The 13534-nt window shown below is 43.9% G+C and carries 19 protein-coding genes; 4 read left to right on the plus strand and 15 right to left on the minus strand.

Annotated elements, in window-relative coordinates:
• Positions 1 to 270: 270 nt before the first annotated feature.
• A complete protein-coding gene (locus tag FRZ59_RS06120; RefSeq protein WP_132130641.1) occupies positions 271 to 1134 on the minus strand; it encodes a reverse transcriptase family protein in 864 nt (287 codons plus the stop codon).
• A 1-nt stretch (position 1135) separates the two neighbouring features.
• On the minus strand, positions 1136 to 1420 hold the full coding sequence (locus FRZ59_RS06125; protein WP_132130642.1) for a helix-turn-helix domain-containing protein: 285 nt from the start codon (positions 1418 to 1420) through the stop codon (positions 1136 to 1138).
• Positions 1421 to 2627: 1207 nt separating this feature from the next.
• Between FRZ59_RS06125 and FRZ59_RS06130 the strand changes: the two genes are divergently transcribed.
• Positions 2628 to 4058 (plus strand): hypothetical protein, encoded by a 1431-nt coding sequence (locus FRZ59_RS06130; protein WP_132130643.1) that lies wholly within the window; start codon positions 2628 to 2630, stop codon positions 4056 to 4058.
• Between the two features lie 60 nt (positions 4059 to 4118).
• Here the strand turns inward: FRZ59_RS06130 and FRZ59_RS06135 are convergent, their stop codons facing one another.
• Together FRZ59_RS06135 and FRZ59_RS06140 are read right to left on the minus strand one after the other, a co-directional pair.
• The gene (locus FRZ59_RS06135) at positions 4119 to 4556 is read right to left on the minus strand and encodes a helix-turn-helix domain-containing protein (RefSeq protein WP_132130644.1); all 438 of its coding nucleotides are present in this window, start codon (positions 4554 to 4556) and stop codon (positions 4119 to 4121) included.
• Positions 4557 to 4662: 106 nt separating this feature from the next.
• Complete coding sequence (locus FRZ59_RS06140) at positions 4663 to 5118, minus strand: hypothetical protein (RefSeq protein WP_132130645.1); 456 nt, start codon at positions 5116 to 5118, stop codon at positions 4663 to 4665.
• A 261-nt stretch (positions 5119 to 5379) separates the two neighbouring features.
• On the opposite strand from FRZ59_RS06140, the gene FRZ59_RS06145 reads away from it, so the two are divergent.
• Positions 5380 to 5736 (plus strand): hypothetical protein, encoded by a 357-nt coding sequence (locus FRZ59_RS06145; RefSeq protein WP_132130646.1) that lies wholly within the window; start codon positions 5380 to 5382, stop codon positions 5734 to 5736.
• A 228-nt stretch (positions 5737 to 5964) separates the two neighbouring features.
• Here the strand turns inward: FRZ59_RS06145 and FRZ59_RS19920 are convergent, their stop codons facing one another.
• From FRZ59_RS19920 to FRZ59_RS06195, 11 genes are all read right to left on the minus strand, one after another.
• Entirely contained in the window at positions 5965 to 6069 is a 105-nt protein-coding gene (locus tag FRZ59_RS19920; RefSeq protein ID WP_394345230.1) for a Fic family protein, read from the minus strand.
• A 224-nt stretch (positions 6070 to 6293) separates the two neighbouring features.
• Positions 6294 to 7073, minus strand: coding sequence for an SEC-C metal-binding domain-containing protein (locus tag FRZ59_RS06150; protein WP_158640546.1), 780 nt, complete (start codon positions 7071 to 7073; stop codon positions 6294 to 6296).
• Between the two features lie 25 nt (positions 7074 to 7098).
• Positions 7099 to 7638, minus strand: coding sequence for an ATP-binding protein (locus tag FRZ59_RS06155; RefSeq protein ID WP_132130648.1), 540 nt, complete (start codon positions 7636 to 7638; stop codon positions 7099 to 7101).
• A gap of 88 nt (positions 7639 to 7726) precedes the next feature.
• Positions 7727 to 7885, minus strand: coding sequence for a hypothetical protein (locus FRZ59_RS06160; protein ID WP_207910361.1), 159 nt, complete (start codon positions 7883 to 7885; stop codon positions 7727 to 7729).
• Between the two features lie 101 nt (positions 7886 to 7986).
• Positions 7987 to 9321, minus strand: a complete 1335-nt coding sequence (locus FRZ59_RS06165; protein ID WP_132130649.1) for an ATP-binding protein — start codon at positions 9319 to 9321, stop codon at positions 7987 to 7989.
• Positions 9322 to 9462: 141 nt separating this feature from the next.
• On the minus strand, positions 9463 to 9858 hold the full coding sequence (locus tag FRZ59_RS06170) for a hypothetical protein (RefSeq protein WP_132130650.1): 396 nt from the start codon (positions 9856 to 9858) through the stop codon (positions 9463 to 9465).
• Positions 9859 to 9936: 78 nt separating this feature from the next.
• Positions 9937 to 10116: a hypothetical protein gene (locus FRZ59_RS06175; RefSeq protein WP_262713165.1), complete on the minus strand. Its 180-nt coding sequence runs from the start codon at positions 10114 to 10116 to the stop codon at positions 9937 to 9939.
• Between the two features lie 11 nt (positions 10117 to 10127).
• Positions 10128 to 10772, minus strand: coding sequence for a hypothetical protein (locus FRZ59_RS06180; protein ID WP_147698251.1), 645 nt, complete (start codon positions 10770 to 10772; stop codon positions 10128 to 10130).
• Positions 10773 to 10827: 55 nt separating this feature from the next.
• Positions 10828 to 11103, minus strand: coding sequence for a hypothetical protein (locus FRZ59_RS06185; RefSeq protein ID WP_132130652.1), 276 nt, complete (start codon positions 11101 to 11103; stop codon positions 10828 to 10830).
• A 10-nt stretch (positions 11104 to 11113) separates the two neighbouring features.
• Complete coding sequence (locus FRZ59_RS06190; protein WP_132130653.1) at positions 11114 to 11779, minus strand: hypothetical protein; 666 nt, start codon at positions 11777 to 11779, stop codon at positions 11114 to 11116.
• Positions 11772 to 12290, minus strand: coding sequence for a hypothetical protein (locus FRZ59_RS06195; protein WP_132130654.1), 519 nt, complete (start codon positions 12288 to 12290; stop codon positions 11772 to 11774). The genes FRZ59_RS06190 and FRZ59_RS06195 overlap by 8 nt, the downstream gene beginning before the upstream one ends.
• 270 nt (positions 12291 to 12560) lie before the next feature.
• On the opposite strand from FRZ59_RS06195, the gene FRZ59_RS06200 reads away from it, so the two are divergent.
• Both FRZ59_RS06200 and FRZ59_RS06205 read left to right on the plus strand, forming a co-directional pair.
• Complete coding sequence (locus FRZ59_RS06200) at positions 12561 to 12989, plus strand: helix-turn-helix domain-containing protein (RefSeq protein WP_207910362.1); 429 nt, start codon at positions 12561 to 12563, stop codon at positions 12987 to 12989.
• Positions 12990 to 13058: 69 nt separating this feature from the next.
• Positions 13059 to 13502: a hypothetical protein gene (locus FRZ59_RS06205; RefSeq protein ID WP_158640548.1), complete on the plus strand. Its 444-nt coding sequence runs from the start codon at positions 13059 to 13061 to the stop codon at positions 13500 to 13502.
• Positions 13503 to 13534 lie beyond the last annotated feature (32 nt).

A 13534-nucleotide genomic window follows, 5' to 3' on the forward strand; every position in this document is an offset into this window, starting at 1 on the left:
CGCGAGAAAGTGATTATCAGTCCATCGGGGAGGTGGCCCGGAAAATACTGACCGGCAAACGGATCAACCTCTTTCACCGCGACATCACTATGCCGTCCCCATGGAAGAGCTCGCCCATTCGGCTTCCTTACTCCTTCAACGAAAGCCCGGTTCGCTGATAGGCGTGAATTTTGCAGGTTATGGGCGACTGAATTCCCGTTGTCGATCGTCACATATCGTAGTAAACTAGCCTGAAACCCCAAACAATGGAGGGGACCAGGAACAACGGTATCACGTGAATCTTCTCTTAACTAGGGAAGTTTTTGTTTTGCTGATTTTAGCAACCCTACGATAATAATTGATCATCCCAATCGCTTGCGGCGTCTCTTTATCTTCCAGAGCATCAATTTTTTCCATATACTTTCTGGAAAGACACAGGCCATTAGGCTTTAAAATAACGCCTGTAACGTTAGGGTTCCTGGTTTGGTAAAAAGTTTTATTATGGCTGATTCTAAAACCGTGTGAGGCGATGATCGAGAGAACGGTGGGGAGATGCTCTTTAAAATCCGTTTTTCCCGACAACGTAATATCGTCCACAAAGGTAGTGAAGGTTAGACCGAATTCATTGGCAAATGCTTCGATTTCCAGCCCGGCGTCGACGAAAGCAAGATTTGCCAAATAAGGAGAGGTGGGGGTTCCTTGCGGAAGCTGGCCTTTGTAAGTGGTCAACTTTGTTAATATACTGGCGGTTGCCGGAGCGAACCCATTTTTTAGGAACATTTCAAATATCTGTTTATGGCCGACAGATGGATAGAAATTTCTAAGATCAGTATTGAAAAAATATTTGTTCCCCTGATGCATTTTCGCATTTAAGACGTTGTCACGAAATTCTATGCCACCAAAGGCGTAATTGGGTAGCTTGATCCTCTTCAGGATGATTTTGTGAATTCGGCTTTGGATCACCTTCAAGAGTTTCACGCTGGGATAGAGGTTCCTCGTCCTTGCCCTGCCGTGCTTATCGTACAGCTGATTTCCAAATTTGTCCAGTTTGGGATTGCTTTTTAGGTAATAAAATCGGTCGATGTTGTTTACCAAAAAGTCCAGGTCCCTCTGTTTAATATATAGGGCCCGGCAAAGTTTAGGAACGTCAAGCATACTAAAAGAAGTTTTCAACCATGCCTTTTATGGACGATTCTATCATCTGGTAGGCCTCTTTTTTCTTCGGATCGACGTCTTCCGCTGTCATGGATACAAAAAACAGGATTGGCAAAGGAAGTTGTAGGGCCCCGGCAATGGTTTTTAAAACAGCTAATGTCGGCTCTTTCTGATTGTTTTCAATTTTGGAAAGATATGCCTGGGTTAAGCCGCATTTCTCAGCAAATTCATTTTGCTTATAGCCCTTCCTGACCCTATAATCCTTTATTGTCTTGCCTAAGTCCATAAGATAAAAGATAAAATAGGGATGTCAATCGAATAAGTTCTTCAGGTGCCCGGCCGCTATAAAAATCTTGAGCAAAATCTCTACCACTTGTATTCCAACACCCATGCTCAACGGGCTCTTCTCATTCAGCTTGATAAATTCCAGCTTCCTGATACATGTTTCCAAAAGAACTTGCTCTTCAATTGAGAACGAGCAACGGTGCTTTGAAAGGATGCCACTTATACCTTGTATAAGCTCATCGATGCTTTTAAAACTTTTTAAATGCATAATACAAAATTTAATTCGGCAAAATCGCCTTCCTAACCCGATTATGCTGTAATTAAATTCATACTCGTTGCTCGTTGCGCATCCCTATTAATTCCTGCCTTCCTAAACAAAAGAAGCAGGGGGATTGATCATTTTTCATTCATCTCCGGTTCATCATCACTAGCCTGACAGACACACACAGACGTTGTGGCACAGCTTGGATCACCCAAAAACCTAAAAGGTTGTGTATTGCTACACTTAACGATTTGAACTCATTACATTAGCTTTAAAAGCTTTTCAAAGAACTATACAGCAAATATAAGTAAATATTCCTGATAGGACAAATATTGACATAAAAAATGTTCCGTAGGTTATTTTATGTATGATAACTTATTGGTCGTCAGTAGAATATTTTTTCGCTTATAAGGCCCGAATAGAGAAAACGGAAGGGTACACAAACTACTATAGAAAAGTCAAGTTGTGAGTAGTTTCTGCGAGTCCTAGCTCACTTTCCTGTTAAATTTCCCTTTATTCGTTGTATCAATCAGCCCTTATGTATGGATATCTAAACCATACCGACGACCAATTAACGGTCTTACTCCGGGAGGAAGACCGGACGGCGTTTGCCGAAATTTACAAGCGATACTGAGTTGTGCTGCTCCGGTATGCTCTTTCCATACTGGGCGATGAAGAACCGGCGAAAGACGAACTGGCCCGAAAGATCGAAGCCGGGATCCGGGAGCTTCCCCCGAAAATGTGAAAGATGTTTGAGCTCAGCCGGATTGGGGAGTTTTCCTAACGGGAGATTGCTGAAAAGCGCTTTTCAGAACTTCCACACCAATCAGTACCACGATCCTTCCTATTCGCTCAAAAAGCCTATTCTACTCTTTTTGCCAGCCAAAAGCGTTATCTTAGCGAGAATGGAGAAGAATTTAAAAGGAATCTGATTTTTCGGAGAAGTATGCAAAGGATCGTATTTTACTCATGGCAGTCTGACCTTCCCAATGCCACAAACAGAGGCTTCATTCAAAAAGCCCTGGAGGGTGCGGCAGCAAAAATAGCAAAGGATCAAACCGTCGAAGTTACACCCGTTATTGATCGAGACACAAATGGAGTCTCGGGTTCTCCGGACATTGCAACAACAATCCTCGCTAAAATCGCCGCTGCAGATATCTTTGTGGCTGATATTTCAATTATAAACCGTGGATCTTCAGGACGCGAAACTCCTAATCCCAATGTCTTAATTGAACTTGGATATGCACTTCGAGTTTTAAATTTTGAAAGAATAGTATTGACCTTTAACCTTGCCTATGGTAAGATTGGGAGTTTGCCATTTGATCTTCGAGGCAGGCGGGTTATGACATACACATTAACTGAGAACTCCAACGAAAGGTCTGAAGAGCGCAAAAGACTGGAGAAACATTTGGGAGGTGCCTTAAGAGCCGCAATAGAGCATATACCGGTACACGAGGAAGCTCCACTTGCCTTGCCTTCGATAAACGCCATCGAGCTGGATAAACCGAATAAGATCGTTCTATTGCGCCGGGATTTGAATAATTTGATTGATCGAATTCATTCTCTTGCTCCAAAGAAATTTAGTGCTGGCGGTGATATAAATGACTTACTGGACGCAATTCATAATACGCAGGAACCGATCGCTGATTTTAGTAAAATCGTTGAAATGGTCGTAGTGATGGAAGATCGGCAGTGTCTTGATGAAGTTCATCGATGGTTCGGAAAAATTCTCGAAAAGTATCAATCTCCCGAGGGCTACCAGGGGTCTTACAGGGATGGGGATTATGATTACTATCGATTTCTTGGTCATGAAATGGTTGTTACTCTGTTTGCTTTTTTAGTTAAAGAGGGACAATGGAAGGTTATTTGGACTTTGCTTAAAAAGACAATTCCGCTTAGCTACTTGAGAAGTGAAAATGGACCCGCTGATGTAACCTATGTGTTTGCTTCTTCGCATCTAAGTGGCTTAGAAGAAGAAGAAAAAAATCGAAATAAGATAACATTGCACGGCTTTATATTAAACGAAAGACATAAAGACGGCGGACTTTCGGCGGTTATGCCCATTAATGATTTTGCCGCCGCTGATTTCTTTTTGTTCCTGTATAGCGAGATTTCAGAAAGAAAATCTCACCCCTACGCATACTGGACTGCTTGGAGTTTTATTTATCTTAGGACATCTCCCTTATATTTGAAACGAGCTGAGAAGAAAGATTTTGCGAAAACGCTCTGTGATATATTCGGACTGACGAGTTGGGAAGAACTTAGAAATGAAATCCAAGATAGCATAACAAAGATAAGTGGGCGATTTCAAGGTGGTTCCTTTTGGGCATTTGACTTCAGGCCGGGAGATATAGCCCGAATCGGAACTGTGGATTAAAGTCAGCGCATTCTGCATTATCAGCCCATTCCTGCCCCAGCGTTAGGATTATTATCGACGTTAAATTAAATCGACCTTTACGCCGAGCGAACCAGCAATTCTGGAGAGGACGTCCAAGCCGACTGCATATCGTCCTTGTTCTATTCGACTGAGATTAGCCGCATCAATGTCTGCCAATTTGGCTAATGCCTTTGCTTCGATGCCTTTTTTTTCGCGTAGCTGACGAATTCTTGTGCCGATTCGCTCGCGTTCTTCACTGCGGTCACTTCCTCCCCATGCAAATGAAAAACCTGTCTTGGCCATCATTTTCATTAAAACCCAATATCCCATGCTTGTTTTATCTTCGGAAAAGTTCTCATCAAAGTAGAACGCTAATAAGTCGGCTGTATCCTGTTGATTATCTTTTGGAACGGGCAGATGTGGTTTCAGGGTGAATATTTCTCCATCAAGAGCAACTACTTTGATTGTGTTGCAGTCCAAAAAAGTAACTTTGGTCATAGTTGTTTTTGCCGCATTTATGGTGTAGCCGCCACCTCTAAGTTGTTATTTATACTCATTATGCATTTAACGGCTATAACTGTCGGTCGCCAATCGTTAATGGCATCTATTTCCATCCGTACCGTTCTTTATTAGCCTCAATGAAAGCTTGTTTTAGTTTGCTAAATAGTGGCTTTTGGTTCTCAAACAGCATATCTTCGGATATGATGGTCTTGACAATGTGGATGTTGCCCTGGCGTTCACCGAAGCAGTAGCCTTCCGAAGATGCTGCTACAAAGCTGACTTTGTCGTCATCCTCAAAGCAATGGTAGACAGATTCAAAATCCTCGTTTACAACAGCACCCATAAAGCCCCAATCGTTTTTGAAGTAACATCTGATAAGATCGGTCGTTGAAATGGTTTCATCTTTTACGATGCGTTCTCGGTACCTCTTGAAGAAATGCGGAGGATAGATGGAGATCATATTCTGGTCTATGGTCAGAGGGGCGGCATAACTCCCTTCGGGGCGGGCATAAATGCCATATACGTCCAAAATAGGGCTTTCCCAATCGCTCCTTTTCATAGCTGTAAAAGTTGCTACGAATAGATTCTTCTTCCCCTTTGTCTTGCAGTCATAAGACCTTGTGAAAGGATAACGGCTGGCTTTCAAAACCTGTTTTCTGAACTCTTTATGGTAGTAATCAAGCTTATTACGAAGATTCTTTACATCCTCAAAAAGTTCTTTGTGGATCTCTTGTACGGTCATTGATGGTACGATCATCGCCGGTATGCTATGAGGTGTCTGACTTGAGCAAAATACGAATAAGATTTAAAATTGGCAAATTTGCCAATTTTAATTGCTGGCCTATGGTCACCTGGGTGGGAATGGAGATCATATCTTTTTGTATATGAATTTGTATATTTGTTATCAATACTAGGTCGAATCGGTATGGACTATTCCTGTAAGCTTGTAAACCCAACCCTAGCAATTATTGAGATTATTCCCGAAACACCGGAAGAAGATACTTATTTAAAGACGCTTGATATAAATAACCCCGAGCATGAAATGACCTTTCATCATTACTTTGAAAAGGGTTTGCAAACTTGTAATGCGTCTGCTGTGTTGTTGGATATCGAAATGATCGATCCGCCAAAAAAGGCAAGAGTTTCTTTTGAGGTAGTGAGAGGGCTTGGACAGTAAGTATTCTTACGATTGCCAGCTGCTGGGCGATTTATCCCAATTATCCTACCAATATTCTACAGCATAACTGCTCATTATATCGTGCCGAAAATGGTTCTCAGGAGCCTTCCTCCCACTCTTGCTCTGACTCTTGCCTAAAAAACAAAAATAAGATGTTGGTATGAATGTAAGTCACTGATAAACATAGCATCAATATTTATGACTCTTATCCTATATTAGAATCTATTTTCAATAAAGGGTAATATACTCGTAGCCTGAAGGTGTAATTCGATATTTCTGCAGCCGACTATTCGGCTTAGCAGGTATAGTATATGCAATCAGGCCTAACTCCAAAGTTTTGATAGGGACCGTCTAAAGCCTCCGTTAGTTGCCTTAGTTCCCAAATGTCTGGCTATCTCCCGTACATTCAACGTTTTATTTTCACATAGCTGAAGATCTTGACCTCAACCGAGCTAAAATCAAGCTCGCCTAATTTGTAAATGTGAGATGCTGGATGGCAGGCACTAGCTTAGCCAGGATAAGACCAATACTGAAACTGCTGACAAGCTACAAGAGCTTCACGCCTTACCTCCGAAAACAAGCAGCTTCTTGTTCGTCGGGATTTTGCCAAAAGTATTTACTGTGGGTTGGCGTAGAATAAAGTCCGTATGCGGCAATTCAACACCTGCCTTTTTCAAGCAACACTTTTTGTACTTTAGCTTTGAGCCGCAGGGACATTTATCATTTCTTCCCGCTGTATACAGTGCATGGTTTTCTAGTATTTTCGATTCGCGAGTATCCCATTCATTAAAAGGATGATCAATAATAGAGAGCAAGTAATCAATTAAGGGATAACAGTATGGGTCGTTATCTTTGCCGGTGACATTGGCAACTGAGTACTTATTAAAAGGCTTTTCAACGATAGCAATAGCCAATATTTCCGCGTTGGTGATTAAGTGTGAGCAATGTTCACCTTTGTAAAATTCCCCCTTCCGATGACCACATCGATTGCGTAAGGAGATAATGTTGTTACAGATGCTACATCGTACTTCCTTCTTAACGAATTCTGAACTGGCAAATAGTTTGTAGGGAAACAGTCTCTGAAGCTTAGTGACGTATTCCTGAATAAAGAGGATTTTATATTCGTCGTCTATAAAGGTATAGTGCCGAAGAATTGTTTTAATTGCGATTTCGATCCTCTCAAGAACACACCAGGCAACATAATAATCCTTGTCAGCCAACAGCTTGAATACTCTCAAATAATTATTCTGTGCTGTATAAATCATTTCCAGTAATGCCCAACGCTTCGCACCAGTTTCATTGTCGCTTTCGGCACAATTTAACTTGTTCGCGGTCATGAATATTTTGACCGGATCATTGTCGTCATTTACTGGAACTCTCGTTTGTGGACTTCGTAGTATCTGTTCTATGTTCACGGCTGTTTCCATTATAAGCAATCTCTTTAATCTTTGTTGCAACCTGATTAAAGCCGATTATAGGTCCCTGGTACTTTACAGATGTTGATTTACCCGGATTATGTTGAATGATCACTTCGATTTCGACTTCATCATCAAGGTCCTGTTTTAGCAGTTCTGAAATTAGATTAGAAACCACTCCAACGAATATCGGAATTGCGATTGCATGAACGATTGTCTTGCCGTAACGGTGCATTCTGCTATTCAGAGATACCTCGCGATAGTCTTCCTCATTAATAGCTGCCTCAACCTTCAGGTGCGCTTTTAAGATATCGTAAAAAACCATTAAGTTGCTCGGAAAAAGCGGAATCTCGTAATCCCTAAAATTTTCTTGGGGAACGATCATCGCATCAACTCCGGTAAGAAGTTTTCTTGTCTCTTCATTCAGATACGGTTTCGCAAGCCATGATGCCATGGTTTCACTAGTATCGGTAATAATCAATTCCATTCGCTTTTTTGGTATTGTATTTCCCCAAACTTACTAAAAATATTAGTTATTTTTTTAAATTCGTTTTCAGGCGAAAAAAGCCCCCAACCTAGCTGAAAAAGTCCTTGTGCTGATCCATCGCGGCAAAGGGAACTACGTCCCCAGCCAGCAGCAGGACATCGCCTTCCGGTTTTAAGGGATTGGTTTTTAAAAGTTCCCGGTTTTGCTGGAATTCGAGATGAAGGTCGGATGCGTATTGGATTGTCATTTATCAAGAAGGTTAATATTTATTGCGCTAAATAGCCGTCTTGTTTCCTTAAGATGCAATTATGAAGCAATCGTGATGCAATTGATGCAATTATGAAGCAATTATCGAATTGACCGCAGCGTATAAAAAGAGCCTGCACCTTTATCCCCTGAGCTGCTAAGAAAATTCTTTTCAACTAGATTGGATAAATCACGTGTTGCAGTAATGCGCGAGATGCCGAATAGTTTCTGGTATTCCTTGTTCGTGATCTTGCCTGTCTTCTTTGTATACAGAATGGCATTCACCTGCCGCTCATTTAGATCGAGCATTCGTAAATACTCTTCGGTATAAATATCTTTCAAAAACGTTACCCTGATCCCGCCCTGGTCTTCCTCGATCAGCGGTTCGGGCAGTCCGGCTTCCAGGGTGGCTTCAATGATCTTGTTGGTGCCCCGGCCCCAATTTTCAATGTAACCGGCCAGGAAGAAGACGCTGGCGATATGTTCGTTGCGAGGATGGGAGGAATGATCGGTTTTCAGTTGCTCAATCGTTAGTTCCTCCGGCAACGGGCCGGGATTCCAAAGGGTTAAACGGTCATCTCGCACACGGAGGTAGATCCAGGTGCCAGCGGAGTATTCTTTGTGGATGATCGCGTTCAAGATGGCTTCCCTGAGCGCTGGTTCGGGATATTCAAGGGGTTCCATTCGTTCCAGGCCCTTGTAGGAGATTGGTCGGATAAGGTATTTGCCTTTCAGGGTTTCCATGACCTTGTCCGGCATCTCGAAGAGATTGGTTTCTACGATATCCTGAAACAGAAGGTCGTGGCTTGCTTTTCCGAATCTTCCTATTCTGAAGGTCGCCGTGAGGGAAACCTCTCTCGGTGATTTTCCGAACAATAAAACGGCGGCATGGGTAAGATATCCCTCCGGGGTGACGAGGCCCAATCGCTTCAACAAACTTTTGGGAGGCTCCTTTGCTGCGCTAGCTGGTATGCGATCTTTTTCTATGGCTTTGCGGACAAACGAGCGGATCGTATTCTTATTGAGGTCATCCATCGTGATGTCTGTCAACGGTAAATTCTCCCAGTGTTTGCCGATCTTTTTAAGCAGCAGACGCTGCAGCGCCGCACCCTTCAACTCCTGTTTGGTGCTGCCGCTGCGATAATAGTATTTGCCGTCAAAAGAGGAGACCACTTCACTGGCTGGCACATCTATTTCCAGGTAATGATTTCCGTCTTTCTTGTGTAGGTTCACGTCAACGACCAGCCCTAAGTGATTGACGACTTTATTAGGAATGTCGTCCATTAGCTTCTTGTAATCCTTCACCACCGCCACATTCCCCTTGTCATCAATGCCGATGAAGATTTTTCCACCTTTGGCGTTGGCGAACCCGCATACCCATTTCAGGTACTCGTCTCGCCAGGAGGTTTTGTATTCTATGTTTTGAGATTCAGGCATAGGTTGTGTCAAATATAGGAACAAAAGTTGCGTTCGATCGGATTTTCGGGAGAAACGTTAAAACGAAAACGTCTACCTGCTGAAAATACATGCCCGGGAGGCCGCCCGCCGCGCAGGCGAAAAGATAATCAGACATTAGTTTCATATCGGTTTTACCTCCGCTCCGGAGCTGTGCCTGGCCATTTCTGTTGAATGGCAACTGCTACTCTCTTTCACCGCCAGTGCCCATTGCCGTAGTATCTTCCGGCAGGCAACCTCGCGCTGCTCCCCGTCCCTGATCGGCACGACCGTTTCGGCGAGCTTATCCAGGTAATGATCGTGGACGTCGGCGGGTTGCCCTTTTTCCGACAGCAGCTGATCGGCGTAGTCCATGAAGAAGCTGGTTGCACATTCATACCCATTCCCCTCGCCAGCACGGTGCCGGGGCAGGGATACCTGGTTCACGAATTCCTGCAACACGTCTTGCGCGTTACAGTCATAGATCTCGCAATGCAGGCGAAAATCTTCCGGAATTTCCAAAATGGCGGTAATCTTCATAACAGTTTTACAGGGTTAAAGAAGGCGGGCACCCGGAAGATCCCCGGAGGGAAACCCAGGCTGCCGCCCACTTTAGGTTTATTGATTAGTGTCATTGATTGGGATTGCCTGGCCCCGTTCCCTCGCGACCGCCTTGGCTAATTGGATCATCGCCGCTACCTCCCTCGGGGCAATAGCGATCATTTCCGAGGCGCGCGCAAGGGCTTCCCGGAAATCTTCTTCGGAGATTACGTACTGATCGCGGTAACGCGCGTTCACATAAGCATCGTTTAACAGCTGAAGCAGCGCATCGTCTGCTTCCGACTGGAGCGGAAATGCGGCGCACATCCTGGGCAGCATTGGCTTACACGGAACGAAATGCGTCCGCAACAGGTGGCAACGTTCTTCGCCTGCACGCAGGGCAAGCTCCGCCCCCTGAAAAGAAGCTCTATCGATTGCTGGAGCATGAAAGCGGCCATGGGCAGGTCCTCCCGATGCTCATAAAAACGTGCCCCGTCCAGAAAAGCGGCAACGCGCATCATGCAGGCGGATAAATCAATTTCCGCTTTCAGAAGCACCTGCCGCAACCGGTCGGATGAGGACAAAATAAGTTTCTCGTGCCCTTTTGCATATACAAGGTGCTTCCGCTGGCAGACCAGTGAATAGAATAGCTGCCCAGCGTTAAGCGCCGTGGCAAGCGTGTTCCATTTCTGAAAACAAAACAGGTAGCCGTATCCTTCCAGGCCCGCTTCTTCCGCACGCGCCTGCAACTGGCATAACGGCTCTTGCCGTTCATCCTCGATGACCACTAGCAGGGTCCGGTAGGATTTGTATCCGCATCCCTGGAAGGAAGGATGGGGGAATGCATAGATCCGTTTGGGATTAAATTCTTCGGTGACGTACGGCAGCATCAGGTCACTTAAAATGTCAGCCATTAGTCCGGTATTTTAATTAATTACTTTGTTCACTATCCCCTGGGTTGTTTCTTTGCTAGATTTCAGCTTTGTTATTCATGTGGATGACGAAGGCAGCCTCTATAAGCTCTTTCAGATGTTCATGAAAGAGGAGCATTTCTTCAATATCATCGGTGATCCCAGCCTCCGCTTCCTTGAATACCCAGCTTTTAAACAGCTCCCAGAGGCGACTACGTGCCTCATGCGGCTGGTGGTTACAGAAAAAGTTACCGAAGCAATCTTCCGGGTGCTCAATATCTTTTATCAGCAGCGCGCAGGGCTGATAGTTCAGCTGTTCGTATCGTTTGTCCATGGCCGTATGGTTAGTTAATCCGCTTATGATATCGCCACTTCCCGTTTGAATTCCGATAGCAGCAAAGCTTTCTACTTAACAGGAAATGACTGATTTCCCATTTCAAGGCTACCGGGCGCATTTTAAAGGCCAGCACCCCTTGAATGGTGGTAAAGATTTCTAACGCGGATCTTGACGATAAAAAGTAATTCCCTTCAAGCAGCTCGGTCACTATATCGAAAGCTGCACCATGATCCCTGACCGGGACGTTTTCATATTCTTCCCATATGGTCTCTTCCGCTTTTATCTCCAGCTTCCCGGTTTCATCTGTTTCAAGCGCTGCCTGATAAAACAGGGTGCTGTCCTTTTCTTTTTTTGTTCCCGAAACCTCCCAGTCCAGCAGATCGTCCCCCTGCGGCGGGAAAAGTATGGACAGATCCTCTCCGAGTAGCTCCGAGAGTGCCTGGATGTCCTCGCCATCCGGCCGGATTCCACCGGACATTTCCTCGTAGTCCTCGATGAATAGCTTATTTCTTCCGATAAGGAACGATACCTCTTCCGCAGAAAAGCCGCGAGCAATTCGTTTATGAATGAATTCTCCCCGCCTTAAAAACTCGGACTTTGTTACAAAGCCGGAAAAGCGTTGGGGATCATGTTTTTGGCCTTTCGGCCGATAGTATAGCAATAAGTTACTCATCTTCCTGCTCCTCCCTGAGCAGCTGAACCTCGTTAATAATAAAAGCCGCCTCCACTAAACGGTCCATGTCTGCATACAGCGCCGCCATTTCCACTTTATCCATCGCAGCGTAATTCCAGGGATCGGTCATGGCAGTGTCTCTCCAGTGAAGAAGCATGTGGTTGATCTCCTTCAACGGGTTCCTGTCAAATATTTCCCGCGTAACCAAAAATGGATTGTTCTCTTCCTCGCGGCTTAGCTCAAGCGTATAAAAATCGACTTCGTCGTAGCACTTGAACCTGATATTTCTGAATACCTGCGAAGAAAATTTGATTTCAGAGGCCTTCCCGTTGTCCCGAATAATAATATCCTCTCCCGTATAGTTGATCCCTGCTTTGTATAATACCCATAAGGCACTGATGAGCTCCATCAGAAACTCCATCTTATAGATCAGATCCACGGTGTGTTCGTGCTTCCACTGGTGCTGATCTTCAATCCCGGCCAGGAGCCACTGATGCAGGAGTTTTTTCATTAGGGGTAAGTCGATTAGGGAAAAGAATTCCCGGATTTGTGAGTAGGCGGCTATGATTCTTCGAGAAGCTTTCCTGGATGACCCATTGTTTCTACCTTGCCCTGCAGGATTGCCAGAAGCGGGTTTCGTACTCATGATCCAATGTTTTGGTGAAAACCCAAAACAATACTATCTTTATAATCTATCCTATTCCGTTGGGGGATGTTTTATCGGGATTCAGGAATAAGTTATTCCGGCGCGATATCTTCCATTACATTTTATATTTGCGTTATGACAACAGATATGCCGAAAAAAATTCATCAGGGAAGAAACGTGAAGCGTTTCAGGGAAATGCTGGGCATTAAGCAAGAAGCATTAGCAACTGAGCTTGGGGAAGACTGGTCACAGAAGAAAATATCGCTTTTGGAACAAAAGGAGACCATTGAACCGAGCCTATTAGAACAAGTGGCGAAAATTTTGAAGGTTCCTGCCGAAGCTATTAGAAATTTTGATGAAGAAGCAGCAATTCATAATATCCAGAACAATTATGACAACGCTGTTATTAACGCCGGACCAAGCATAAACTATCGTTGTACTTTTAACCCGATTGATAAGATCGTTCAGCTATACGATGAGAAAGTTGCCTTGATTGAGCGTTTGCTAGAAAGCGAGCGGGAGAAGGTGGAGATGCTGAAAGGGAAAGAAGGAAAACAAATGTGATTTCACAGAAAAAATACAGGAGACTCCAAAAAATCCGCAGAGATATCCTTTATCCAATGTTAAATGCCTATGCGTAAAAAATTACCTCATTTGTTTTTACGAAATCCGCAGGGTTTTTCTCGCAAATTTGACACATCGCGTAACGTGAATAGCGAAAGCGTAGAGGAGAAGTCGCCTGAAATTTATCGTGCACAGAAAGATAGGCTAGATAATTCTTATCAAATTTTTGATGCCAAACGGCGTGAACGTATCAACCGCCGGACACTTGATGTTCCCGCGAAAATCGATTATATTGAAATTCGTTTCTATATTATATTCAGTGATACTCAATTTAATATCAAAAGCAGATTCGAAAATCAGTTTGGCTTATCGCCGGTAAGGTACAGCAACTTCAATAAAACTGTATTACTCGCTGTATCAGATACGAGGAAGTTTAAGGACTTCGTGAATTTACTCTATATGTTTGTGCGTAGTTCTGATGATATCCCCCAAAAGGACAGAAGTATGCGATAATTACCACTATACATGATTTTGAATTTCTTAGC

The sequence above is a fragment of the Anseongella ginsenosidimutans genome (assembly GCF_008033235.1).
GTDB classification, from domain to species: Bacteria; Bacteroidota; Bacteroidia; order Sphingobacteriales; family Sphingobacteriaceae; genus Anseongella; species Anseongella ginsenosidimutans.